Here is a 23,416-nt window from a genome sequence, read left to right as displayed (position 1 = left end):
GGCGCCAATAATGGTGATGGAAGTAAATTTAGATTCAAAATAAATATACGCTCTCTGAAGAAAAGGACCACCCCCTTGTCCACCACTGCCACCCTGGCAACCCTGTCCGACTCTGACCGTCTGGCTGACCCGAACTGGTGGCGCCAGGCGTCCGTCTACCAGATCTATCCGCGCAGCTTCGCCGATTCCAACGGCGACGGCATCGGCGACCTCAAGGGCATCACGGAAAAGGTTCCGTACCTGAAAAAGCTGGGGATCGACGCCGTCTGGCTGAGCCCCTTCTACCCCTCGGCCCTGGCTGACGGCGGCTACGATGTGGACGACTACCGCGACGTGGACCCCAAGCTGGGCACGCTGGAGGACTTCGACGCGATGGCCAAGGCCCTGCATGAGGCCGGCATCAAGCTGATTGCAGACATCGTCCCCAACCACTCCTCGAACCGGCACAAGTGGTTCCAGGAAGCCCTGGCGTCGCCGAAGGGTTCACCGGAGCGCGACCGCTACATCTTCCGCGACGGGCTGGGCGAAAACGGCGAGCTGCCGCCGTCGGACTGGGATTCCGTCTTCGGTGGTCCCGCATGGGAGCGCATCACCGAACCGGACGGCACCCCCGGCCAGTGGTACATGCACATCTTCGCCAAGGAACAGCCGGACCTGAACTGGTCCAACCGCGAAATCCGCGACGACTTCCTCAAAACCCTGCGCTTCTGGTCCGACCGCGGCGTGGACGGCTTCCGCGTGGACGTTGCCCACGCCCTGACCAAGGACCTCACCGAGCCCCTGCTGTCCAAGCTGGAACTGAGCGCGGCCAACACCGGCGTGGACGGATTCGACGACGGCACGCACCCGTTCTGGGACCGCGACGAGGTCCACGAGATCTATGCAGAATGGCGCGAGGTGTTCAACGAGTACAACCCGCCGCGCACCGCCGTCGCCGAAGCCTGGGTGCACGCCACCCGCCGCGCCCGCTACGCCAGCCCCCAGGGCCTGGGCCAGGCCTTCAACTTCGACCTGCTGCAGGCCGATTTCGACGCCGCCGAATACCGCGAAATCATCACCCGCAACCTCGCCGAGGCCGCCGCCACCGGCGCCTCCTCCACCTGGGTGTTCTCCAACCACGACGTCGTCCGCCACGCCACCCGCTACGGCCTGCCCCAGGTGGCCAAGGACAAGGCCGGCGCCAAGGGCCAGGACGGGAAAGCCTGGCTGCTGGCCGGCGGCCCGAAGGACCAGCTCGATGTTGAACTCGGCGAGCGCCGTGCCCGTGCCGCCACGCTGCTGATGCTGGCCGTTCCCGGGTCCGCCTACCTGTACCAGGGCGAAGAGCTGGGCCTGCAGGAAGTTGCGGAAATCCCGGAGGCGGAGCGGCAGGACCCGTCCTTCTTCCGCAACAGGGGCGTTGAGATCGGCCGTGACGGCTGCCGTGTGCCGCTGCCGTGGAAGGTGGAAGGGGCGTCGTTCGGATTTGGCGACGGCGGCGCGCACCTGCCGCAGCCGGACTGGTTCAGCAAGTACGCCGTGGAGGCCCAGGACGGGACGGAAGGCTCCACGCTGGAGCTGTACCGTGCAGCCCTGAAGCTGCGCCACGAGTTGCAGACGGACGAGGAACTTGACTGGGCCGGGAACGGCAACCCTGACGTGCTGCACTTCAAGCGCCCGAACGGCTGGCAGTCCGTGACCAACTTCGGGAACACCGCCGTCGAGCTTCCCGCCGGTGAGGTGCTGCTCAGCAGCGCCCCGCTCGAGGACGGCAAGCTGCCGGCCAACACCACGGCGTGGCTGCGCTGATGCCGGTTCCCGGACCCCGGAAGCCGGCATGCAGGAGCTGATTTACGGGTGCATGGGCCTGGGCGGCGGCTGGTCGGACGAGCCACACGGCAGCAGCCATGTGGACGAGGCCGCTGCTGCCGTCCAGGCCGCCCTGGACGCGGGTATCAGCTTCTTTGACCACGCGGACATCTACCGGAACGGCAAGTCGGAGGCGGTGTTCGGCGAGGTCCTCGCGGCCACGCCGGGGCTGCGGGACCGCATCAGGCTGCAGACCAAGTGCGGCATCAGGCTCAACGAACGCGGCCTGCAGACGCACTACGACCTCAGCCGCGAAGCGATCCTGGAACGGGTCAACGGCAGCCTGCAGCGGCTCCGGACCGACTATGTGGACGTCCTCCTGCTGCACCGCCCCGACCCCCTGTCGGACCCCGCCGAGGTGGCGGCCGCCGTCGGGCAGCTTATGGCCGAAGGGAAGGTCCGGCAGCTGGGCGTCTCCAACATGTCCGGGCCGCAGATCGAGGCGCTGCAGGACCGGCTGGACACACCGGTGGTGGCCAACCAGCTCGAAATGAGCCTCCTCAAACGCGCGTGGCTCGAAAGCCAGGTCCTGGTCAACCATCCCGGGCACCTGGACTACAGCTTTCCGCACGGCACGGTGGAGTTCTGCACGCGCAACAACATCACGCTGCAGGCCTACGGCTCCCTGGCCCGCGGCGCGTACACCGGCGTGGAACCGGAGAGCCCGGCCTCCCCGGAAGCCGCCACCACGGAACTCGTGGCCCGGCTGGCGGGGGAGTACGGCGCCACCGGCGAAGCTGTCCTGCTGGGCTGGCTGATGAAGCACCCGGCAGGGATCGCGCCCGTGATCGGGACGGCCAACCCGGACCGGATCCGCGCCTGCGGTGACGCCGGCCGGGTGGCCCGGGCCCTGACCCGCCCCGACTGGTACAACCTCTGGGTCACTGCGCGCGGCAGCAACATTCCCTGATTCCCCCAACTGGGTAGCAGCAGGTGTCGTTATGGAGCTTCATAACGACACCTGCTGCTACCTACTTTCCGTTGAAGAAGCGGCTTGACAGGGGCGCGGGCGCCAGTCACAACCGTTTAGTTCGTATTGAACCTCACAAGCTGGCCGTTTTCTTCGCCGCGCCGCTGCCGGGCCGGATACGGTAGATACATGACGTCTACCATCGCCACCGAGACCGTAAGGCCGGAACGCAATATCCCTGCAGAGATCGCCCGCTCCTGGCTCCTCGTGAACGCCATGAAGCCGGAACTGTTCGACCAGTCGGCCGTGTCCCGCGCCGACTCGATCATCCTGGATATTGAAGATGCCGTGGACCCTTCCCAGAAGGACCAGGCCCGGAACAACGTGATCGACTGGCTCACGGCCGGCGGCAAGGCCTGGGTCCGCATCAACGACGCCACCAGCCCGTTCTGGGCCGATGACCTTGCCGGCCTGCGGGGCACCCCCGGCCTGCTCGGCGTCATGCTCGCCAAGACCGAATCCGCGGACCAGGTCACCGAGAGCTTCCACCGCATGGACGGCAAGACCCCCGTCATTCCGTTGGTGGAATCCGCCGTCGGCATCGAGGAAGCGAACAACATCGCCAAGGCCCAGGGCGCCTTCCGCCTGGCCTTCGGCTCCGGCGACTTCCGCCGCGACACCGGCATGGCCGCCACCCCCGAGGCCATGGCCTACCCGCGCGCCAAGCTCGTCGTGGCCAGCCGCGTGGGCAACCTGCCGGGCCCCATCGACGGACCCACCGTGGGCACCAACCACCCCATCCTGCGCGAGCAGACCGGCATCACCGTGATGATGGGCATGACCGGCAAGCTGTGCCTGGCCATCGACCAGACCCCCGTCATCAACGAGGTCATCAGCCCCACGCCGTCCGACGTCGCCTGGGCCACCGACTTCATGGCGGACTTCGAAGCCAACGGCCGCGTCATCCGTGACGGCTCCGACCTGCCCCGCCTGGGCCGCGCCGAGAAGATCATGAAGCTCGCGGTCGCCTTCGGGGTGCAGCCCGCACTGTAGTGCCGCCCACATATCTTCAGGAGGCCCCGTTGACCGATACCCGCTATCTGGTCCACGGGGTCTTTTGGGATGGGCCGCCGGCTGTCCAGCCCACGGAAACCGATAAATCAGCTGACGACGGCGGCGCCCCGGTATTGCGCCTCCAGTCACCGGACGGGGAGTTCCGGCAGCTCGGCCTCCACGCCGGTGCGCGCCTGGGCTTTGAGGTGGTCCAGCCGGGCAGGTCCTGCCTGGGGCACGTGGTGGTTCATTCCCCATCGCGGCGGGAACACATCCTGTGTACGGCTGGTGCCGCGGCATCGAAGGGCAAGCAGTGCGGGCGCTGCTTCATGCTGGACGAATCCCGGCTGATGCACGACTTCCACCGCGGCGGCCGGGTCACTCCGGGGCTGCGGGACTACCTGATGCAGGAACACTGGCTCTATGTGGCCACGTTCGCCGGCGGTGCCACCAAGGTGGGGACGGCGTCCGGCCCACGGAAGTGGAACCGGCTCGCGGAGCAGGGCGCGGCTGCCGCGAGGTACGTGGCACGCGCGGAGGACGGCCGGGTGGTGCGTATCCTCGAGGACCTGGTGAGCTCGGAAGCCGGGTTGACGCAGCAGATCCGGTCCGCAGCCAAGGCGGACGCCCTGCTGCAGCCGCTCCCGCCCAGGCAGATGGACGCCATCAATACCCGCGCCGCCGCCCAGGTGCGGGCGCTGCTGGCGCACACCGCCGTCGACGGCTTCGAGGCGGTGGAGGAGCAATGGGTCCGGCCGGCCCGGGCCGACGCCCTCTACGGGAGTGACGCTTTCCGCCACGCCTACCCGCACCCGCTGGACACAGGCCGGCACGGCTTCGACATCGCCGCGCTGAGCGGGCCGAACGCACTGGCCCGGCTGGACGGCACCGGTCCCGAGTTCGTGGTCAACCTGTCCCAACTGGCCGCCCGGACCATCGTCCTGGGTGACTATGCCTCGGCGGTGCCGGCGGTCCAGGAGTCCCTGTTCTGACGGCCCGGTAAACTGGCTGGGTGCTGAACGAATTCTGGGCCACCGCGCCAACCCGCTACAAAGTCCTGGTCTTCAGCGCGATGGGACTGATCGCCGTCGGCATCATCCTCAACCTGGTGGGCAACACCAGTGGCAACCAGGGGCTGGCCATGGCCTCCCTGCCGCTGATCGGTCTGGGCCTCGTCCTGCATGTGGCCGGCATCGTGGTCCGTGGCCAGGCGATCCGCAAGAACCTGCGCCGCTAGCCGCCGCCGGAACGGTACCGGCGGGCTTTTCCGGCCGCCACTGACCGGGCGATAGGCTGGAGGCCATGACTATCAATCCGGACCTGCAGGGGCGAAGCTACCCTGCCGCAGAGGTGTACGACGTCGGACGCGAGAAGATCCGCGAGTTTGCCCGCGCCGTCAAAGCCACCCACCCTGCACATTTCGACCTCGACGCAGCCAAGGCCCTGGGCCACCGCGACCTCGTGGCCCCGCCCACGTTCGCCATCATCATCGCCCAGCGCGCCGACGCCCAGCTGATCGAGGATCCGGCAGCCGGCATCGATTTCTCCCGCGTGGTCCACGCCGACCAGCGCTTCACGCACCACCGGCCCATCGTCGCCGGGGACCGCCTCATCGCGGAACTGCACGTCGACGGCGTCCGGGCCATGGGCGGCGGCGCCATGATCACCACCCGCTCCGAGATCTTCGCCCTCGGTGACGGCGACGCCCGCGAACACGTCACCACCACCACGTCATCCATCCTGGTCCGCGGAGAGGGACAGTAACCATGAGCCCCACCTTCAACGAACTCAGCGCCGGCCAGGAGATCGGCAGCCGCACCATCGAGGTCACCCGCACCGACCTGGTCAAGTACGCCGGCGCGTCGGGCGACTTCAACCCCATCCACTGGAACGAGGCCTTCGCCACGAGCGTGGAACTGCCCGGCGTCATCGCCCACGGCATGTTCACCATGGGCTCCGCTGTCCAGCTGGTCAGTGACTGGGCGGGTGACCCGGGCGCCGTCGTCGATTTCCAGACCCGCTTCACCAAGCCCGTCCTGGTCACCGACACCACGGGCACGCAGGAGCCCGGCGCCACCATTGAGGTCAGCGGCACCATCGGCAAGCTCGACGCCGATGCCGGCACCGCGCGTGTGGACCTCACCGTCGTCTCGGCCGGGCAGAAGGTCCTGATGAAGGCCCAGGCGCTCGTCAAGCTGTCTTGAGCGCCCGCCCTTGAGCGCAGGCGCGGGAACCGCGGCCACCTCCCTTCAGGTGAGGCAGTGGCGCAACGCGGTGGTGGTGGCCTATGCAGCCAGCGGCCTCGCCTTCGCCTCCTGGGTTTCCCGGCTTCCGGCCATCCGGGACGCGCTGGACCTCACTCCCGGCAACATCGGGATCCTCCTGCTCTGCATGACGCTGGGATCCTTCGCCTCCGTCTCAGCATCAGGGCTGGTGGTGCTGCGGCTGGGATCCAAGCGGACCATCCGGACCGGAAGCATCATGGTGGGTGCCGGCCTGCTGGCTACCGGTTTTGGCACAACCGTGTTATCCAGCCCGGTGGCCACAGCCGTGGGGCTGGCAGTCATCGGACTGGGTACCGGCAGCTGGAACACGGCGTCCAACGTTGAAGGCGCCGCGGTGGAACGGGCCGTGGGCCGGCACATCATGCCGCGGCTGCACGGCGCGTTCAGCCTGGGGACCGTTGCGGGCGCCGGACTGGGCGCAGGTGCCGCGGCAGTGTCCCTGCCGGTGTTCTGGCACCTCGCTGCGGCAGGTGCGGTGGTCGCGGTGTCGGTGGCGACGGCGGCGGCCCGGTTCCGTGCCGACATCACCCCCGCGGCGGGGGAGCGGGCCTACGTCCCGGACAACTTCGAGGACCCGGTCACAGGTCCCATCCCCGTCATTGCCGCCGGAACCGCATCCGGTGGCGCACCGCTGGACAACAAACGCAAGATAGCGCAGGCGTGGCGGGACCGGCGGACCCTGCTGCTGGGCGTCCTGGTGCTGGGCCTCGCACTGGCCGAGGGCGCGGCGGGGGACTGGGTGGCCCTTGCCCTGGCGGACGGCCACGGCCAGACCGATGCTGCCGGCGCCGCCGGCTACGGACTGTTCGTGACATTCATGACCGTCGGACGCTTCGCCGGAACAGTCGTGCTGGACCGCTTTGGCCGCGTGCCGGTCATGCGATGGTGCGCCGCCCTGGCTGTCGTGGGCCTGGGCGTGTTCGTCTTCGCCACCGCGCCCTGGCTGGCCTACGTGGGACTTGCCGCCTGGGGGCTGGGCGCCTCCCTCGGCTTCCCGGTGGGCATGTCCGCCGCGGCCGATGACCCGGCCATGGCCGCCGCCCGGGTCTCGGTGGTGTCCACCATCGGCTACGCCGCGTTCCTCTGCGGACCACCGCTGCTGGGCCTGCTGGCCGAACACGTGGGCATCCTGCATTCGCTGCTGGCGGTCATGGTGATGCTTGCGGTGAGCTTCGTCCTGTCGCCGGTGGCCCGGAAGGCTGCCTAGGTTTCCCTAGTATTGTGGACGGGTGACTCCAACCCTGTTTTCCTCCCTGACCACGTCCGCCGTCGGTGGCCCCGCCGGCAAGTTCGTCGAGGCCCGGACCGAGGCTGAGATCATCGACGCCGTCAGGTCGGCGGATGCGGCGGGGGAGCAGGTCCTGATCATCAGCGGAGGCTCCAACCTCCTGGTGTCCGACGACGGGTTCCCCGGGACCGTCGTGAAGATCGCCTCCGAGGGGTTCACCGTCAACGCGGAGGACTCCTGCGGCGGAGTGGCCGTGGTGGTGCAGGCTGGCCACAACTGGGACAAACTGGTGGAGCACGCCGTCCGCCACGCCTGGTCCGGGATCGAGGCCCTGTCCGGCATCCCGGGCTCCACCGGGGCGACGCCGGTGCAGAACGTTGGTGCCTACGGCGCCGAGGTCTCCCAGACCATCGCAGCCGTCCGCACCTGGGACCGCGAACAGAACGCCGTGAAGACCTTCACCAACTCCGAGCTGAAGTTCGGCTACCGCGACTCCATCCTCAAACAGACCACGGTGAACGGCTCGCCGCGGTACATCGTGTTGACGGTGGAATTCCAGCTGCCGCTGGGCCGGATGAGCGCGCCCATCCGCTACGCCGAGCTCGCCCGGTCGCTTGGCGTGGAGCCGGGCAAGCGGGCATACTCCAACGACGTCCGCCGCGAGGTCCTCCGGCTCCGTGCTTCCAAGGGTATGGTGTGGGACGCTGCGGACCGGGACACGTACTCCACGGGTTCGTTCTTCACCAACCCCATCGTGCCCGCCGAGGTGGCGGACATGCTGCCGGAAACGGCACCCCGCTACCCGGCCGGAAGCGATGGCCTGGTGAAACTCTCCGCCGCCTGGCTGATTGACCAGGCAGGATTCGGCAAGGGCTTCGGCCTGGAGCCCGACGGCGTGTCGGGTGGCCGGGCCTCCTTGTCCACCAAGCACACGCTCGCCATCACCAACCGCGGCGCAGCCAGCGCCGCGGACATGCTGGCCGTCGCCCGGGAGGTGCGTGCCGGCGTCGAACGCTGCTTCGGCATTTCGCTGCACCCGGAGCCGCTCCTCATCGGCCTCGAACTCTAGCCGCCCCCCAAGGCCGCGCCCGGCCTAGGATGGGCGCATGGCTGAATCTGGTGCCCTGCGCGGGGGCAGGATGGTTGGCAGGCTCCGGCTGGCGTCCCAGCGGCTTGCCGGGATGCAGGCCACGTCTGTGCCGGAGCTGGTCCGGTGGATGACCGCCATGCAGGCGCAGGACCTGCCGGCAGCACTGTGGGCAATCGGGGCCCGGGTGCCCGGCGCGGGAATTTCCCAGGTGCGTGCCGCCATCGATTCCGGAGCTGTTGTCCGGTCCTGGCCCATGCGCGGGACGCTGCACCTTGTGGCTCCGGAAGATCTGCGCTGGATGCTGGACCTCACGGCCGAACGGCTCACCAGGAGCATCGCGGGCCGCCACCGGCAGCTGGAGATTACGTGGGCGGACGTGGAGAAGGCCCGCGACCTCGCGCTGGAGCACATCTCGGCTGAAGGTCCGGTCAGCCGCGCCGAACTGTTCCGGGTCTTCGACGCCGCCGGCCAGCCGACCCAAGGCCAAAGGGGGATCCATCTGCTCGGCTCGCTGTGCCGGCATGGTTGGCTGGTACTGGGTCCGCTGTCGGGAAACCAGCAGCTGATCGCCTCCTTCGAGCAATGGATTCCAGAGTCCCGCAGCCTCGGCCGCGAGGAGGGGATCGCGGAGTTTGCGCTCCGCTATTTCCGCAGCCACGGCCCGGCAACGCTCCGCGACTTCGCCTGGTGGACCCAGCTGCCGCTGACCGAGGTGCGGGCTGCTTTTGAAAGCGTACGGGACGAGCTGGTGGAACTGGAGTTCGAGGGTGCCGGCTACTGGCTCTCACCCGATGTGGCGGCACTCCTGGACTCCGGACTTCCCGGCGCCCGGTCAGTGCACCTGCTGCCCGGATTCGATGAGTTCGTCCTCGGCTACACGGACCGGTCCGCCGTCCTGGCGCCGGAGCACTCCGACCTGATCGTTCCCGGCGGAAACGGTGTGTTCAAGAAGACGGTGGTCGCGGCGGGGAAGGTGGTGGGCACCTGGGCGCTGCAGGGCTCGGGGCCGGGCGCCGCCGTCGTACCTGAACTCTTTGACGGGACCGTGACGCTGGGCCCCGCAGCGCAGGCAGCCCTCACCAAGGCCGCCCGGAACTACCTGGCGTTCCTGGCCGCATGACGCAGACTCCTGCCCGCTTAACCGGCCCTTAGCCGCATAACCGGCGAGGGGCAGCACCGCTCATGTGGGGCAGTGCCGTCCTGGGCCGGTCGCTGTCCACATACGGCAGTCCGCGGGTGCCCGGTCTCCTCCCACCAGGCCACCCTTAAACCATGGGTTCCGGAAAAGTGCGGGCATTGGTCGACGCGAAGTGGCCGGGTGCGCCCGTCGCATCGTTGCGGCAAATGGCGGCAGCGGGCTTCGATGGCCGGGCTCTGGCCGCCGCGGTCCGGAACGGTGTGCTGGTCCTCCCGCGCAGAGGGGCCTACGTGAGGCAGCAGGAGTGGCAAGCCGCCAAACCATGGGAGAGGGATCGACTGCTGACCACCGCACATTACGAATCCACGGGAGGCCTGTCCCGCTACAGCCACGTAAGCGCCGCCAGGCTGCATGGTTGCAGTGTCTGGAAGTCACCGCCACTGATCCACATCACCACTGGATACTCGAATTCGAGATCCAGTGCCGGGACGGATGTCCGCACGCACCTGCTACCCCTGGCCGATGAAGAGCGCATATCGCTGTGGACCTTGGACGGGCGCGAAATTCTCACCACCAGCCTCGAGCGGACGGTCCTGGATTGCGCCCGGATCCTGCCGCTGGACGAGGCTGCGGTGATCGGCGACCACGCACTGCGGAAGGGCGCAAGCCTCGAGTCCATGCAGCGGCTGCTCGATGGGAGCCCGACCAAGCGTGGCAGCCGAAGGGCGGCGGACCTGCTGGCCGTGCTGGATGGCCGGTCGGAATCGGCGGGGGAGACGCGGACGCGGCTGCTGCTGCATTCATTCGGCTTGCAGAATTTCACCCCGCAGGTAGAGATCTCCACGCGTGCAGGTCTTTTCAGGGCGGACTTCGCGGATCCGGAGGCCCGGGTCATCATCGAATTCGACGGCCGGGCGAAATACACCGATTACGCTCCCACCGAGGATGTTCTGCTTGCCGAGCGCGGCCGGGAGAACGCACTGCAGGAGCAGGGTTGGGCGGTTTTCCGGGTCAACTGGAAGCAGCTCGACCGGCCCGGGGAGCTGCGGCACAGGCTGTTCGCTTTTCTGGATATGCAAAAGCGGCCCCGGCCCGCATAACCGGTGCTGGGGGCAGCAACGGTTATGCGGGGCAGGGCCGCCCGTGAGGCAGCTGTAGGCGCTACAGGTTACCGGTGGCGATGTTGAGCATGCGGCGCAGCGGCTCGGCGGCACCCCAGAGGAGCTGGTCGCCCACGGTGAAGGCGCTGATGTACTCCGGGCCCATCTCCATCTTGCGGATGCGGCCCACGGGGATGTCCAGGGTGCCGGAGGCGGCCACCGGGGTCAGGTCCGCCATAGAGGCTTCCTTGGTGTTGGGAACCACCTTCGCCCACTGGTTGTCCTCATCCAGCAGCTTCTCGATTTCGGCGACAGACAGGTCCTCGCGGAGCTTGAGAGTGAGTGCCTGGGAGTGGGAGCGCATGGCGCCGATGCGGACGCAGAGGCCGTCCATGATCACCCGGTTGTCCTCGGAGGTGCCCAGGATCTTGTTGGTCTCCACCCCGGCCTTCCACTCTTCCTTGGACTGTCCGTTGCCCAGGTCAGCATCGATCCAGGGGATCAGGGAGCCGGCCAGCGGCACACCGAACTGGGTGGTGTCAATGTCGGTGCGCTGGTGGGCCAGGACCTTGCGGTCGATGTCCAGGATGGCCGACGCCGGGTCGTCCAGTTCCGTGCTGACCTCGGCGTTGAGCGTGCCGAACTGGCTGAGCAGCTCGCGCATGTGCCGGGCGCCGCCGCCGGAGGCTGCCTGGTAGGTCATGGAGGTGCCCCACTCCACCAGGCCGTTCTTGAACAGGCCGCCGAGGCCCATCAGCATGCAGGACACGGTGCAGTTGCCGCCGATGAAGTCCTTGGTGCCGTTGACCAGGCCCTTGTCGATGACGTCGCGGTTGATGGGGTCCAGCACGATGATGGAATCGTCGTTCATGCGCAGGGTGGAGGCGGCGTCGATCCAGAGTCCGTCCCAGCCGCGGCCGCGCAGGTCGCCATGGACCTGCTTGGTGTAGTCGCCGCCCTGGGCGGTGACGATAATGGGCAGCTTGGCCAGGGTGTCGAGGTCGAACGCGTCCTCGAGCTTGCCGGCGCCGTCAGCGAAGGACGGCGCGGCACCTCCCGCGTTGGAGGTGGAGAAGAACACCGGGTTGATGTTGGCGAAGTCGCCCTCGTCCTGCATGCGCTGCATCAGGACGGAGCCGACCATGCCGCGCCATCCGACCAGGCCGACGGAAGGGGTAGCTGCTGTAGTCATTGGATCAGTTTAGACTTCGCATCCGGAAGGACGCAGTCGGTTACGTCACGCCGTGCCGACGCCTACCGGTCGAACTGGCGCACTGTCGGTTCAGGGATACCGCGCTCCGCCCGCAGCCGTTTGGCCCTCGACGCCACCTTCGCCATCCGAACGGCGTAGAGGACGCCGGCCACGCCCATTACCGTCAGGAAAAGGGCGCTCCACATAGGGCTTTGTCCCCTGCTGGTGGGCGCGGCCAGCAGCAGGACAGAAAAGACTGACACGGCCGCGAAGAAGACAGCAAGCACCAGAAAGCCGACGGCGGACCGCACCTGCGCGTGCGAGCTCGCTGTGACTACGCCGAGTTCCTCCCGTGAGTAACTGTGCAGTTCACCCGTCACGGTGCGGTGGAGGATCCGCTCTTCGTTTTCTCCGGTGGGCACCCCATGCTTGCCGTGCGGTTCATTCGTTGACATGTCCTGCTCCTGGTTCCGGTGCGTGTCGTTCCTTACGCAGTTGCTTGGCCCGATATTCATCCCTCGCCGTACCGAAGGCGTACCAGGCTCCAAAGACGCTGAACGCGGTAAGGACCAGGGCGCCCCAGAACGGTCGACCGCCGTCCGGTAGCGGCCTCAGCTCATCGGCGTGATAGCCGTGCCGCTCCGCTTCCCGGTCAAAACCACCGGCTCCCCCTGCCAGGTAGGTCCAGGCACAAGAAGGATGGAGAAAACCGCGACGGCGGCGAATGAGGGCAGACACTCACCGAACCTCTTCCGGGAACGGGTACGTGCTTTCCGGGAAGTTCTCCCTGGAGACGGGAATGATGCCGGGGTGGCCAGTGAACCATTCACGGGCCTGGTCGTCTGTAACAACAACAGAAGGACGGGGCAGGCCCCGTTCCCGGCGAAGCCGCCGCGCCCGCAGTTCCCCCCGAAGGGACCTGGCGGTGAGGAGCCAACCGCCCGTGCACAGCACGCTCAGGATAAACGAGAACAGGATCGCGCCCAGGTGAAGGCTGATTACACCGAGGACAAGCAAGACCGGACCCACAACTGCTGGAACCGTCAAAAAGGCAACCAGCAATGACATGCTGGCGACGCTGCGCGCAGTGTAATTGCCGAAAGGCTGCGCGCCCCCAGCGCCCCACTCGGCTTCCGTGTAGGCGAAAATCTGCCGGCCATCGTCTTGGGCAAAGAAATACTTGCGATCGCTTCTTACTTTCGCAGAGGTCTTACTTTCCATCGTCGTCCCGTCCAGCTGAGGCGCGTACTTCCTGGAGGACGCTCAGCAAAGCCTTTTCATCCGCCGCTGATCTTTGATCGCCCACAACACCATCTTCAACGGTGGCGCACACCCAGTTTCCCTTATCACGTTTTACGACAAGTTCGACCTGTCCTGCGGCACCTTCGGTTCTGATACGTACGCCACCGCCCGGATTTTCCCGGAGATGCTCGCTTATCAGGTACGTTTCGGCCGCTTCTGCCGAGACAGTGGAATCCTGCGGCACCGCAAACCACGTCAACATCGTCCTTGGCTGAAAAAGCAGTCGTGTCTTGTCGGACTCCACATGCAGTACGGTGTCACCCAAATCGCTGGATTTGAAAAGGTCCAACTGGGTCCATCGCACCGCATGGCCAACCGTGTACGCGACAACGTCCACGCGGGGATCGAAGGTAACGACAGAATCCGGCGCCACTTTGGCGAGCCCGCGTGCTATCAGGGACGACAGCCCGGCCCGCACCAGTCCCGTATCCCGTGATTCAGCGAGTAGCCGGAGCCGTTCAGCGCTGGTCAGTGACGCTGGTGTGTCTTGGAGTTGAAGGACGTAAGCGAGGTCTGCGATCCCGAATCCCAACGAGTGGTCCTGCGTATCCTTAACTTCCGTCATTATCGTCTTCCTCTCATCGGGGCCATTCACCAGCCGAAGAAGTCTTTGACGCCATCGCTGACGCTCTTGCCAGCGTCCTCGAAGGCATTGCCGAGGCCATCAAAAGTGTCCTCTATCGCGTCCTTGGCACCTGGAATCAGCTCTACTGCCGCCCAAGCGCCACTGATCACCATGCAGGAGACCCCAATTGGTGGAGGTGCGAAGGACAACGCACCCAAAACTGCCTTCGTGCCGGACCGTAATGCATCGCCGGTCTCGCCTGCCCGGACGGCATTCACCGTGTCGAGACCATCGAGTTCTACGCCTACCGCACCCAGCGAATGGCCCAAGGAATTGAGTCCGAACTTGGTGTACTTTCCGATTTCGGCCCCGTCCAGGCCACGGGTCATTTGGGCAAAATCGCCGAATTTTGCGCTGAGAAGATCAGGGGTCCCTGAAAAGAGACCCCGCAGCGGGTCTTGCCGTTGCGCTGTCTCCCAAAGCGCCTTATTCCAGACCTTAAGAGGAGCGTCCACTACCTCGTCTCCGTAAACACTGGCGAACTGGCCGATATCACGGACACCAAGCGGGACTGTTTTCAAACCCAACACGCCGTTGTAGGCATCCCAACCGCTCCGGAACGGCGAGTTTCCATTTGACAGCCAGCTTGGAGCCAGGGGAACGAAGGGCGTGAGCGGGGCGCCCGCTGAGAGACCGGGCAGGCCGCCGGGCGCCGCACTGGCCTTCTCCTGCTCATCGGCGTTCTTCAGCAGCATCTTTGACTCCTGCTGCAGCCGCGAGACGGTCTGCTGGAGCAGCGCCCGGTGGCTGCCATTCCAGTCGGACCGGAAGCGGGAAGCGTCTGCGCCCTTCCACGCCGGATTGTTGTTGTTGATCTGGCCGCTCAGCTGGGTCGATTGCTGCTGCAGCAGGTCCGCCGTCTTGCTCAACTGCTGCGCGAGAGTCCGCAACTGCGCCACGTCGGCGCCCCACAAAGTTCCTGGCACCAGGAATTCCCCCCAATATCCATCCGGCACCCCCAGAGTGCGCTGCCCAGCCTAGGCCAGGATCATGCCGGCCGCGATGGGGCGGCCTCCCCATGCACTGCCGACAACGCTAACCCCGGTCGGACTGCTCCAGCACGGCGGCCTTCCGCGCGCGCAGCGCAAAGAACGCGCCAAACGCGAAGACCTGCGTCACCACCACCAGCACGATGGCGCCGGCGATCTTGTTGCCGCCCAGGATCATGGTAAGCCCCACGATCGCGGACAGCAGCGCCAGCAGGGGCAGCAGCATGTACCCCAGCACGAACAGGGTTTCCGGTTTCTTCAGCATGTTCCTAGCCCTCGGTCCGTGACCATTTGGTGAAGCGGTAGCGCGTGCCGTTGGCGGCGGTCAGCCAGCCGTCCGGCGGGACGGAGGCGGACGCCTCCCAACTGGTGCCAAGCTCGGGGGCGAACGTGTCGCCGTCGGCCTTGACGTCGATGGTGGTGACCACCGCGACGTTGGCGAGCTCGGTGGACTGGCGGAAGACGTCGCCGCCGCCCAGGATCCAGACGGTCTCGCCGCCGTCGACGAACTGCGACTCAAGGAGCGCGTCATCGAGGGAAGGAACCACGACGGCGCCTTCCGCCTCGGGCGTCTTCGCCCAGTCTTTCTGCCGGGTGATCACGATGTTCGTGCGGCCGGGCAGGGGACGGTACTTGTCGGGAAAGGACAGCCAGGTCTTGCGCCCCATGATCACCGGGTGGCCGGTGGTGAGCCGGGTGAAGTGCTTCAGGTCCTCCGGCAGGTGCCAGGGCATGTCCCCGTCCTTGCCGATCACGCCGTCGGCCGTCTGCGCCCACACCAGTCCCACGCCCGTGACCGAAGCTGCCAGCTCCTCGGTGAAGGACTGCGGATCCGTGTATTTTTCGGTGCTCATACCGCGATCGGCGCCTTGATCGTGGGGTGGTGCTTGTAGCCCACCACGTCGAAGTCCTCCAGCGTGTAGTCGAAAATCGATTCCGGCTTGCGGGTGATCTTCAGCTGCGGGTACTCGTACGGTTCGCGTTCGAGCTGCTTGAGGACCTGGTCCATGTGGTTTTCGTAGATGTGCACATCGCCGCCGGTCCAGACGAATTCCCCCGGCTGCAGTCCCACCTGCTGGGCGATCATGCAGGTGAGCAGTGCATAGGAGGCGATGTTGAACGGCACGCCCAGGAACATGTCCGCGGAGCGCTGGTAGAGCTGGCAGGAGAGCTTGCCGTCGGCCACATAGAACTGGAAGAACGCGTGGCAGGGCGGCAGCGCCATGTCGTCGAGCTCGGAGACGTTCCAGGCCGAGACGATGTGCCGGCGCGAGTCCGGGTTGGACTTCAGGTTCTTCACCAGTTCGGCGATCTGGTCGATGTGGCCGCCGTCGGGAGTGGGCCAGCTGCGCCACTGCACGCCGTACACCGGGCCCAGGTCGCCGTCCTCGTCCGCCCATTCATTCCAGATGGTCACGCCCTGGTCCGTCATCCACTGGATGTTGGTTTCGCCGCGCAGGAACCACAGGAGTTCCACCGCCACGGACTTGAAGTGGACCCGCTTGGTGGTGATCAGCGGGAAGCTTTCGGCCAGGTCAAACCGCATCTGGCGTCCGAAAACGCTGGTGGTTCCGGTGCCGGTGCGGTCCGATTTGTGCGTGCCGGTTGCCAGGACATCGCGCAGGAGGTCTTCATAGGGCGTTGGGATGCTCACGCCTCAAGTCTACTGGGCGCAGACCCTGGCCCGGGTGAAGCCGCTAGTCGTCGAACGGCTTGACCTGTTCCACGGCCACAATCCTGTGCTTGCCGTCGGTGGCCACGTGGCACACCAATGCTTCCCCCGGCGACAGGTAGGGCTCCTTCGCCGGCAGGAGGCTGGCAAGCCTCGCCGGCATGTGCCCGGCCACCTGGCGGAGCACCGTGGGAAGGGCCGGCCGGTGCGTGCAGACCACCACGGTCCGCTGCTTGTCGAACAGCGCCTCAACGACGCTGGCCGTCTTCCTGGGGCTGCGGTGGTGGCGGTGCTCGGTCAGTGCCTCCACCAGTTTCACCTTCGCCCCGGACGTCTTGGCGTAGGGCGCCACCGTCGCCACGCACCGCAGCCAGGGGCTGGTGACCACCCTGGACGGCTTCCACGCCTGCAGCAGCCGGCCCACCGCCTGCGCCTGCCGGGTCCCCGTGGCCGCGAGCGGTCGTTCCCCCTCGGCTTTCGACCAGGACGAGCGGGGCTTGGCTTTGGCGTGCCGGAGGACGATCAGCGGCCAGGTGTCCAGCTCGCGCCGGACGTGCGCTTCCCGGAGGTACTCAAGGGGTACGACGTCGGACGGGTTGGACAGCAGCGAAGCCGCCCTTTCGGGGCTGCACCACATGACGCTGTCCACCTCCTTGCCGTCCGGAACCAGCCGGGCACCGTTCACCTTGACCGCCCAGTAGTGCACCACTTTCAGGCCCGAGGCAACGTGGTAGTGGATCGGGGGCAGCGGAATCCCCAGCGCGGCGTCGAGGCCTATCTCTTCCCGGACCTCGCGGACGGCGCACTCAGGGATGGTCTCGCCGTCGTCGATCTTCCCTTTCGGCCAGGACCAGTCGTCGTACCGCGGCCGGTGGATCAGGAGGACTTCCAGCCTGTCCTTGACGACCCGCCACGGCAGGGCGCCGGCAGCGACAACCGCTATCGGTTCACCGGGATGGTCTGTCTGGTCAGCTACGAGTGCATCGCTCGACAATGCCGCGGTCCTTATCGCCGGCTCAGGCTGCGCTGGCGGGGCCGGGAAGCCAACAGCCAGGACTGGACGTCCTCCAGCGGCTTGCCGTCCTCGGACAGGTGGTGCCGGGTCCAGTCGCCCTCGTTGTCCAGGTGCCAGCTTGAGGTCTCCGGCGCCATGTACCGCTGCATGAGGTCAAGGACGTAGGCGATGTCGTCGGGGCTGGCCAGCTGCACCAGGGCTTCCACCCTGCGGTCCAGGTTGCGGTGCATCATGTCCGCGGAGCCGATGTACACCACCGGGTCGCCGCCGTTGGCGAAGGCGAACACGCGGGAGTGCTCCAGGAACCTGCCCAGGATGGAGCGCACGGTGATGTTGTCGCTCAGGCCCGGGACGCCGGGGCGCAGCGAGCAGATCCCGCGGACCACGACGTCGACTTTCACCCCCGCCTGGGAGGCACGGTACAGGGAGTCGATGATGGCTTCGTCCACCATGGAATTCACCTTGATCTGGACCCGCGCGGGCACGCCGGCGCGGGCATTGCGGATCTCCGTTTCGATCCGGTCAATCAGCCCGGACCGCACGGACCGCGGTGCCACCAGCAGCCGTTTGAACGTGGACTTGGGGGCGTAGCCGGACAGCTGGTTGAACAGCTTGGACAGGTCTTCGCCCACCTGGTCGTTGGCGGTCAGCAGGCCCAGGTCCTCGTAGTAGCGCGCGGTGCGCGGGTGGTAGTTGCCGGTGCCGATGTGGCAGTAGCGGCGCAGCCCGTCAACCTCCTGGCGCACCACCAGCGAGAGCTTGCAGTGGGTTTTCAGGCCCACGATGCCGTACACCACGTGCACGCCCGCCTGTTCCAGCTTCCGCGCCCAGGAAATGTTGGCCTGTTCGTCGAACCGGGCCTTGATCTCCACGAGGGCCAGCACCTGCTTGCCGGCCTCCGCGGCGTCGATCAGGGCGTCAACGATGGGGGAGTCGCCGGAGGTCCGGTACAGGGTCTGCTTGATGGCCTGCACCTTGGGGTCGGCAGCAGCCTGCTCCAGGAACGCCTGCACCGAGGTGGAGAACGAGTCGTACGGGTGGTGCAGCAGGATGTCCCGGCGGCGCATGGCGGCGAAGACGTTGGCTGCTTTGGAGGTTTCGGACTCATTCAGGTACCGCGAGGTGTGCGGCATGTGCTTGGGGTAGTGCAGGTCCGCGCGGTCGATCCCGGCAATGACGGACAGGCCGCGCAGGTCCAGGGGAGCGGGCACAGAGTACACCTCGGACTCCTCGACGCCCAGTTCCCGGATCAGCAGCGACCGGATGTTCGGGTTGATGTCCGTGGTGACCTCGAGCCTGACCGGCGGTCCGAAGCGGCGGCGGAGGAGTTCCTTTTCCAGGGCCTGGAGGAGGTTCTCGGCGTCGTCCTCTTCCACCTCGACATCCTCGTTGCGGGTGACGCGGAAGCTGTGGTGTTCCAGCACCTCCATGCCCGGGAACAGCTTGTCCAGGTGCACGGCAATGACGTCCTCAAGGGAGATGAACCGGGCCACCCGGCCAGGTACCGCACCGGCGCGCGGACCGTCGATGGAAATCAGGCGGGGCAGCTGGTCCGGGACCTTGACGCGGGCAAAGAGCTCCTTGTCGCTGACCGGGTTCCGGACCACCACGGCAAGGTTCAGGGACAATCCCGAAATATACGGGAAGGGGTGGGCCGGGTCGACCGCCAGTGGGGTCAGGATGGGGAAGACTTTCTCGGCAAACATCACGCTGAGCTGCTGCTGGGCGGCGTCGTCGAGCTCGTCCCACTGCATGAGGTGGATGTGCTCGTGGGCCAGGGCGGGCCGGATCTGGTCGGCATAGACCTGCGCGTGCCGCTCCTGGAGCCGGTGCGCAGCTTCGCTGATCCTTTCCAGCACCTCCACCGGGCTCAGGCCGGCGGGGGAGGGCACGGCCAGGCCCGTGGCGATGCGGCGCTTCAGGCCCGCAACCCGGACCATGAAGAACTCGTCCAGGTTGGAGGCGAAGATGGACAGGAAGTTCACCCGCTCCAGCAGGTGCAGGTTGGGGTCCTCGGCGAGTTCCAGCACCCGGGCGTTGAAGGCAAGCCAGCTCAGCTCGCGGTCCAGGAACCTGTCCGGGCGGATGTCGCCTTCGGGCTGCAGGTTCGGGGCGAACTCCGGGATGTCGATGCGGTCCTGGGTGGCCCGTGATGCCGGTACCTCGGAGGAACCGAAGCGGGCGCGCACCGGCACTGCGACATCCTGTGGCGTGGCTGTTCCGGACGGTTCCGGGTTCATGGCTTCTCCTTTACCTGCCGGTGTGCTGCCGGCGCATCCGCCCCGCACGGTTCGATTTCAACCTTACAAGCATTCACAGGCCCTCCGCCCCGCCTTTTTGCCGCGACGTGCGGCTTCAGCCCAGGCGGTCAGCCTGCCGCGACCGGCCCGTACATGACATCCATGTCCCAGCGGCTGAACCCCAGCCGCCGGTACAGCGAGACGGCGGCGGCGTTGTCGGCGTCGACGTACAGCATCACTGCCGACAGGCCCGAGTCCCTCAGGTGCTTGATGCCGGCGATCGTCATCGCCCTGCCCAGCCCCATGCCCTGCGCGTCCGGGGTTACGCCCACCACGTAGACCTCGCCGATCGCCGGGTGCGCGCCGTGGCGGGGGTGGACCTTGGTCCAGTGGTAGCCAAGCAGCCGGCCGTCCCTGTCTTCGGCCAGGAAGAAGCCTGCGGGGTCAAACCAGTCCTCCGCCATCCGCGCGTCAAGGTCCGCCCGGGTCAGGCTGCCCTGCTCCGGGTGGTGGGCGAAAGCGGCCCGGTTGGCTGCCAGCCAGGCCTCCTCGTCCCGGCCCGGCACGAAGGTGCGGATCGAGACCCCGTCCGGGAGGCCGGCGTCGGGCAGGTCCGTGTCCGCCGTCGTCATCCGCATCTTCCACAATTCGCGCACGGGCGCGTAGCCGTACCGGGCCGCGAGGTCGGCGGCGGCTTCGTGGTTGCCGTGGGACCAGGCCTTCAGCCCGTCAAAACCCCGTGCCTCCTTCAGTGCCCCGACCAGCCGGTCAGCCACGCCCTGGTTGCGGTAGGCGGGGTGGACGGCGATCTCCAGGATGCCGCCGCCGCCGGACTCTTCGACCACGACGGCGAACCCCGCCAGATCTTCGCCGGTGGCGGGATCCGAGTCCTCGTCCGGGGCGTACAGGGCCAGGGTCAGGAGCGTGTGTTCGGCAGAGTCGCCGGCGCGCATGGTCACCAGCGTCTGCTCCGAAATGGACGGGTTGCCGTCCGATTCCTCCGCCGCGGCGAGCAGGTCGCGGCAGTCTTTCAGGAGTTGCGGGTCAACCCCGCCCCGGACAACCTGGACGGGCCACTTTTGCGGGTGCGCTGCAGTCATGAGGCAAGGCTATACGTCGACGGCGGGTCCGGGCTCAGGCCTCGGTGAGCTCATCTTCCTGCTGCCGGACCAGGGTAAGGCGGTAGCCCACGTTCCTGACGGTGCTGATCAGGTTTTCGTGGTCCGCGCCAAGCTTGGCCCGCAGCCGCCGGACATGGACGTCCACCGTGCGGGTGCCGCCGTAGTAGTCATAGCCCCAGACTTCGGTGAGCAGCTGCTGGCGGGTGAACACCCGGCCGGGATGCTGGGCCAGGTATTTGAGGAGCTCGAACTCCTTGAAAGTCAGGTTCAGCGGTGCCCCGTTGACGCGGGCCGTGTAGCTTGCCTCGTCGATGATGACGCCCGCGGCGCGGATTTCGCTGGGAGCGTCCTCCTGCTCGGGGACGGCCCGGGCCACGGAAAGACGGATGCGGGCTTCCACTTCGGCCGGGCCGGCTGAATCCAGGACGATGTCGTCGACGGCCCAGGCCGAGGAAACGGCGGCCATGCCGCCTTCGGTCAGGATCAGCACCAGGGGGGCGCTGAGGCCGGTGGCCTTCAGGAGCTGGGTGAGCGAGCGGGCCCCCACAAGGTCCTTGCGGGCGTCCAGCAGGACGATGTCGCAGGGGTCCGTTTCCAGGAGGGCGGTGGGTTCGGCGGGGAGGATGTGGACCCGGTGGTTCAGCAATTCCAAGGCAGGCAGGATGTCCACCGAAGAACCGGTGCTGTTGGTCAGTAACAGGATGTGCGACATTGTTCCTCCAAGGGCCGTCCGCGCATCATTGGGCGACTGAACCGGATTTCCACCGGCCGGTACTGGCTTCCCGCGGGAGGTTTTCGGCCGCTGGCCGGGACGCCTCCGCAGGGAGCTTAGCTGAACCTTGAGTATACCCGGCAGTGCGTTCCGGACCACAGATCCACGCCCGGGCGGAGGCCGTTTTGCGACATATGCCGTTCACATAAGGCAGGATTGGACCAGGGCGGACCAGCCCTGCCATGAGGGGGCCGACCACCCTTCGGGCCGACGCGAGGATGGGAAACCAGCGCAGTGAGTGCACAGACGAAGCACAGGCCGGGCCCCGCATGACGGCGGAATTGCAGGCCCCAGTGCGTTCGCTCGGCTCATGGGCGGTCGGCGTCGTCGGGATCGCCGGACTCATCGCCATCATCGCCGGCGTGTACGCCTCGCCGCAGGTCCTCGCCGGGGTGGGCGTTCTGATCGCCGCGGCCGTGGGCCTCGGCTGGCCGCACTTCCTGAGGATTCCGGCCAAGAAGACCCTTGCCGCGGTCATCGCCCTGCCTGGTGCAGGTGCCGCCGTCGCCGCCGCCGTGGTCCCGGCGCCGGGCTACCTCAACTGGACCCCTGCCTTCGTGGCACTGGGAATGATGGCCGTCTTCGTGGTGCAGCTGATCCGCGGCACCGGCCAGGCGCAGCGCCTCGAATCGACCCTCGGATGCTGCGTGGGCGTGCTGCTGTCCTGCCTGGGGGCCGGCTGGATCGCCGGCGTCCGCTTTAACGGGGTCCGCGAAATGCTGCTGGTGGCGGCCATCAGCGCCGCGGTGGCCCTGCTGGCCGGGCTCATCCGGTGGCCGGACAGTATTGTGGCGCCGCTGGGAATCGTCCTTGCCGGGCTGGCCGGCCCGCTCGCCGGGCTGGTGCTGTCGGATATCGCCGTCCTCCCGGCCGCCGTCTTCGGCGTGGTCGTGGGGGCGGTGCTGGCCAGCTTCCGCAGGCTCGCAACTCTTCGCGGCGCGCCGCTGAACATCCTTGCCGCCCTGGGCATGGGCCTGGCGCCTGTCTCGGCGGTGGGATCCCTGGCCTACTTCATAGACAAACTACTCATCTACTAACGGTTAGGATGGCATCATGTCCGTACTTGCATTTGAAATTTTCTTCCTTGTCCTGCTCGGCATTGCGAGCCTGTCCATGGCCTGGTTCGCCGGTTTCGTGGTCTACCGCCTTTTCAAGGGCCAGAAGTAGACAACCCTCTTCCGGAGCACCCGGCAGTATCTCGAGGTAAGACCAATGCCCATTGAGATTCCTACGGATCTGACCCCTGAACTCGTCCCCCTTTCCTGGCTCATTGGTGAGTGGGAGGGCCGTGGCCGGCTTGGCAGCGGTGACGAGGACTCCGAGCACTTCGAGCAGCACGTCTCCTTCACCCATAACGGCCTGCCGTACCTGCAGTACCGCGCCGAAAGCTGGCTGACCGACGACGAAGGAACGCGCCTGCGGCCGCTCACCGTTGAGACGGGCTTCTGGGCTTTGGAGCGCAAGCAGTTGGATGCCGACGGCGGCCCCGGCCTGGTGCCCGCAGACATCGTTCCGGTGCTGAAGAGTGCCGACGAGGTTGAGGCCCTGCGCAACAAGGACGGCGGGTTCGACATCTCCGTCTCCATTGCCCACCCGGGCGGTATCAGCGAGCTCTACTATGGCCAGATTAAGGGCCCGCAGATCCAGCTGACCACCGACATGGTCATGCGCGGCAGCCATTCCAAGGATTACAGTGCCGCCACCCGGATCTTCGGGCTGGTGGACGGGAACCTTTTGTGGCGGTGGGACGTCGCAACAGGAGGAGAAGCCGGGAAGGGGCTGGAGGCCCACGCCTCGGCCTTCCTGAAGAAAGTCTCATAACCCCAAAGGAGCGGT

25 protein-coding genes are annotated in these 23,416 nt (G+C 66.8%); 13 read left to right on the top strand and 12 right to left on the bottom strand.

Features of this window, described 5'->3' with window-relative positions; genetic code table 11:
• Nucleotides 1-75 precede the first annotated feature (75 nt).
• The 11 genes from ACYSM9_RS06425 to ACYSM9_RS06375 all read left to right on the top strand — a co-directional run bounded on the left by ACYSM9_RS06425 (nucleotide 76) and on the right by ACYSM9_RS06375 (nucleotide 10,652).
• A complete protein-coding gene (locus tag ACYSM9_RS06425; protein WP_461856148.1) occupies nucleotides 76-1,788 on the top strand; it encodes a glycoside hydrolase family 13 protein in 1,713 nt (570 codons plus the stop codon).
• Between the two features lie 28 nt (nucleotides 1,789-1,816).
• Nucleotides 1,817-2,758: an aldo/keto reductase gene (locus ACYSM9_RS06420; RefSeq protein ID WP_461856147.1), complete on the top strand. Its 942-nt coding sequence runs from the start codon at nucleotides 1,817-1,819 to the stop codon at nucleotides 2,756-2,758.
• 189 nt (nucleotides 2,759-2,947) lie between these two features.
• Nucleotides 2,948-3,811: an HpcH/HpaI aldolase/citrate lyase family protein gene (locus ACYSM9_RS06415; protein ID WP_138133122.1), complete on the top strand. Its 864-nt coding sequence runs from the start codon at nucleotides 2,948-2,950 to the stop codon at nucleotides 3,809-3,811.
• Nucleotides 3,812-3,840: 29 nt separating this feature from the next.
• A complete protein-coding gene (locus ACYSM9_RS06410) occupies nucleotides 3,841-4,803 on the top strand; it encodes a DUF2797 domain-containing protein (RefSeq protein ID WP_461856146.1) in 963 nt (320 codons plus the stop codon).
• Nucleotides 4,804-4,823: 20 nt separating this feature from the next.
• The gene (locus tag ACYSM9_RS06405; protein ID WP_221386423.1) at nucleotides 4,824-5,048 is read left to right on the top strand and encodes a DUF3188 domain-containing protein; all 225 of its coding nucleotides are present in this window, start codon (nucleotides 4,824-4,826) and stop codon (nucleotides 5,046-5,048) included.
• Between the two features lie 65 nt (nucleotides 5,049-5,113).
• A complete protein-coding gene (locus ACYSM9_RS06400; RefSeq protein WP_221386424.1) occupies nucleotides 5,114-5,575 on the top strand; it encodes an FAS1-like dehydratase domain-containing protein in 462 nt (153 codons plus the stop codon).
• Between the two features lie 2 nt (nucleotides 5,576-5,577).
• Entirely contained in the window at nucleotides 5,578-6,015 is a 438-nt protein-coding gene (locus ACYSM9_RS06395; protein WP_461856145.1) for a MaoC family dehydratase, read from the top strand.
• Between the two features lie 10 nt (nucleotides 6,016-6,025).
• On the top strand, nucleotides 6,026-7,303 hold the full coding sequence (locus ACYSM9_RS06390) for an MFS transporter (RefSeq protein ID WP_461856144.1): 1,278 nt from the start codon (nucleotides 6,026-6,028) through the stop codon (nucleotides 7,301-7,303).
• Between the two features lie 22 nt (nucleotides 7,304-7,325).
• Nucleotides 7,326-8,393 (top strand): UDP-N-acetylmuramate dehydrogenase, encoded by a 1,068-nt coding sequence (locus ACYSM9_RS06385; RefSeq protein ID WP_461856143.1) that lies wholly within the window; start codon nucleotides 7,326-7,328, stop codon nucleotides 8,391-8,393.
• A 37-nt stretch (nucleotides 8,394-8,430) separates the two neighbouring features.
• The gene (locus ACYSM9_RS06380) at nucleotides 8,431-9,534 is read left to right on the top strand and encodes a winged helix DNA-binding domain-containing protein (protein WP_461856142.1); all 1,104 of its coding nucleotides are present in this window, start codon (nucleotides 8,431-8,433) and stop codon (nucleotides 9,532-9,534) included.
• Nucleotides 9,535-9,710: 176 nt separating this feature from the next.
• The gene (locus ACYSM9_RS06375; protein ID WP_461856141.1) at nucleotides 9,711-10,652 is read left to right on the top strand and encodes a hypothetical protein; all 942 of its coding nucleotides are present in this window, start codon (nucleotides 9,711-9,713) and stop codon (nucleotides 10,650-10,652) included.
• 61 nt (nucleotides 10,653-10,713) lie between these two features.
• Here the strand turns inward: ACYSM9_RS06375 and asd are convergent, their stop codons facing one another.
• The 12 genes from asd to ACYSM9_RS06315 form a co-directional block, all read right to left on the bottom strand.
• Nucleotides 10,714-11,844: an aspartate-semialdehyde dehydrogenase gene (gene asd / locus ACYSM9_RS06370; protein WP_461856140.1), complete on the bottom strand. Its 1,131-nt coding sequence runs from the start codon at nucleotides 11,842-11,844 to the stop codon at nucleotides 10,714-10,716.
• Between the two features lie 62 nt (nucleotides 11,845-11,906).
• Nucleotides 11,907-12,299: a hypothetical protein gene (locus ACYSM9_RS06365; RefSeq protein ID WP_461856139.1), complete on the bottom strand. Its 393-nt coding sequence runs from the start codon at nucleotides 12,297-12,299 to the stop codon at nucleotides 11,907-11,909.
• Nucleotides 12,300-12,582: 283 nt separating this feature from the next.
• On the bottom strand, nucleotides 12,583-13,065 hold the full coding sequence (locus ACYSM9_RS06360; RefSeq protein ID WP_461856138.1) for a hypothetical protein: 483 nt from the start codon (nucleotides 13,063-13,065) through the stop codon (nucleotides 12,583-12,585).
• The gene (locus ACYSM9_RS06355; RefSeq protein WP_461856137.1) at nucleotides 13,055-13,711 is read right to left on the bottom strand and encodes a hypothetical protein; all 657 of its coding nucleotides are present in this window, start codon (nucleotides 13,709-13,711) and stop codon (nucleotides 13,055-13,057) included. The genes ACYSM9_RS06360 and ACYSM9_RS06355 overlap by 11 nt, the downstream gene beginning before the upstream one ends.
• A 26-nt stretch (nucleotides 13,712-13,737) precedes the next feature.
• Nucleotides 13,738-14,697: a WXG100 family type VII secretion target gene (locus ACYSM9_RS06350; protein ID WP_461856136.1), complete on the bottom strand. Its 960-nt coding sequence runs from the start codon at nucleotides 14,695-14,697 to the stop codon at nucleotides 13,738-13,740.
• A gap of 109 nt (nucleotides 14,698-14,806) precedes the next feature.
• Complete coding sequence (locus tag ACYSM9_RS06345) at nucleotides 14,807-15,025, bottom strand: NF038396 family protein (RefSeq protein WP_454482631.1); 219 nt, start codon at nucleotides 15,023-15,025, stop codon at nucleotides 14,807-14,809.
• 4 nt (nucleotides 15,026-15,029) lie between these two features.
• Nucleotides 15,030-15,614, bottom strand: coding sequence for a dihydrofolate reductase (locus tag ACYSM9_RS06340; protein ID WP_461856135.1), 585 nt, complete (start codon nucleotides 15,612-15,614; stop codon nucleotides 15,030-15,032).
• Nucleotides 15,611-16,414 (bottom strand): thymidylate synthase, encoded by an 804-nt coding sequence (locus ACYSM9_RS06335; protein WP_461856134.1) that lies wholly within the window; start codon nucleotides 16,412-16,414, stop codon nucleotides 15,611-15,613. Before ACYSM9_RS06335 ends, ACYSM9_RS06340 begins: the two co-directional genes overlap by 4 nt.
• Nucleotides 16,415-16,457: 43 nt before the next feature.
• The gene (locus ACYSM9_RS06330) at nucleotides 16,458-17,426 is read right to left on the bottom strand and encodes an NUDIX hydrolase (protein ID WP_461856133.1); all 969 of its coding nucleotides are present in this window, start codon (nucleotides 17,424-17,426) and stop codon (nucleotides 16,458-16,460) included.
• 11 nt (nucleotides 17,427-17,437) lie between these two features.
• Nucleotides 17,438-19,687: an RNA degradosome polyphosphate kinase gene (locus tag ACYSM9_RS06325; RefSeq protein WP_461856132.1), complete on the bottom strand. Its 2,250-nt coding sequence runs from the start codon at nucleotides 19,685-19,687 to the stop codon at nucleotides 17,438-17,440.
• Between the two features lie 128 nt (nucleotides 19,688-19,815).
• Entirely contained in the window at nucleotides 19,816-20,787 is a 972-nt protein-coding gene (gene mshD, locus ACYSM9_RS06320) for a mycothiol synthase (RefSeq protein WP_461856131.1), read from the bottom strand.
• Nucleotides 20,788-20,821: 34 nt separating this feature from the next.
• Nucleotides 20,822-21,520 (bottom strand): winged helix-turn-helix transcriptional regulator, encoded by a 699-nt coding sequence (locus ACYSM9_RS06315; RefSeq protein ID WP_018769102.1) that lies wholly within the window; start codon nucleotides 21,518-21,520, stop codon nucleotides 20,822-20,824.
• Nucleotides 21,521-21,849: 329 nt separating this feature from the next.
• Between ACYSM9_RS06315 and ACYSM9_RS06310 the strand changes: the two genes are divergently transcribed.
• Nucleotides 21,850-22,617: a permease gene (locus ACYSM9_RS06310; RefSeq protein WP_461856130.1), complete on the top strand. Its 768-nt coding sequence runs from the start codon at nucleotides 21,850-21,852 to the stop codon at nucleotides 22,615-22,617.
• A 175-nt stretch (nucleotides 22,618-22,792) separates the two neighbouring features.
• A complete protein-coding gene (locus ACYSM9_RS06305; protein WP_461856129.1) occupies nucleotides 22,793-23,401 on the top strand; it encodes a nitrobindin family protein in 609 nt (202 codons plus the stop codon).
• Nucleotides 23,402-23,416: the final 15 nt, after the last annotated feature.

The sequence above is a fragment of the Arthrobacter sp. C152 genome, assembly GCF_054890965.1.
This window is presented reverse-complemented; position numbering and strand designations above follow the sequence as displayed.

Excerpts from the sequence above, each read along its gene's own strand:
- ACYSM9_RS06420 (WP_461856147.1), top strand. The coding sequence starts at position 1,817 with ATGCAGGAGCTGATTTACGGGTGCATGGGCCTGGGCGGCGGCTGGTCG.
- ACYSM9_RS06415 (WP_138133122.1), top strand. The coding sequence starts at position 2,948 with ATGACGTCTACCATCGCCACCGAGACCGTAAGGCCGGAACGCAATATC.
- ACYSM9_RS06400 (WP_221386424.1), top strand. The coding sequence starts at position 5,114 with ATGACTATCAATCCGGACCTGCAGGGGCGAAGCTACCCTGCCGCAGAG.
- ACYSM9_RS06395 (WP_461856145.1), top strand. The coding sequence starts at position 5,578 with ATGAGCCCCACCTTCAACGAACTCAGCGCCGGCCAGGAGATCGGCAGC.
- ACYSM9_RS06380 (WP_461856142.1), top strand. The coding sequence starts at position 8,431 with ATGGCTGAATCTGGTGCCCTGCGCGGGGGCAGGATGGTTGGCAGGCTC.
- asd (WP_461856140.1), bottom strand. The coding sequence starts at position 11,844 with ATGACTACAGCAGCTACCCCTTCCGTCGGCCTGGTCGGATGGCGCGGC.
- ACYSM9_RS06365 (WP_461856139.1), bottom strand. The coding sequence starts at position 12,299 with ATGTCAACGAATGAACCGCACGGCAAGCATGGGGTGCCCACCGGAGAA.
- ACYSM9_RS06360 (WP_461856138.1), bottom strand. The coding sequence starts at position 13,065 with ATGGAAAGTAAGACCTCTGCGAAAGTAAGAAGCGATCGCAAGTATTTC.
- ACYSM9_RS06355 (WP_461856137.1), bottom strand. The coding sequence starts at position 13,711 with ATGACGGAAGTTAAGGATACGCAGGACCACTCGTTGGGATTCGGGATC.
- ACYSM9_RS06345 (WP_454482631.1), bottom strand. The coding sequence starts at position 15,025 with ATGCTGAAGAAACCGGAAACCCTGTTCGTGCTGGGGTACATGCTGCTG.
- ACYSM9_RS06340 (WP_461856135.1), bottom strand. The coding sequence starts at position 15,614 with ATGAGCACCGAAAAATACACGGATCCGCAGTCCTTCACCGAGGAGCTG.
- ACYSM9_RS06325 (WP_461856132.1), bottom strand. The coding sequence starts at position 19,687 with ATGAACCCGGAACCGTCCGGAACAGCCACGCCACAGGATGTCGCAGTG.
- mshD (WP_461856131.1), bottom strand. The coding sequence starts at position 20,787 with ATGACTGCAGCGCACCCGCAAAAGTGGCCCGTCCAGGTTGTCCGGGGC.
- ACYSM9_RS06315 (WP_018769102.1), bottom strand. The coding sequence starts at position 21,520 with ATGTCGCACATCCTGTTACTGACCAACAGCACCGGTTCTTCGGTGGAC.
- ACYSM9_RS06310 (WP_461856130.1), top strand. The coding sequence starts at position 21,850 with ATGACGGCGGAATTGCAGGCCCCAGTGCGTTCGCTCGGCTCATGGGCG.
- ACYSM9_RS06305 (WP_461856129.1), top strand. The coding sequence starts at position 22,793 with ATGCCCATTGAGATTCCTACGGATCTGACCCCTGAACTCGTCCCCCTT.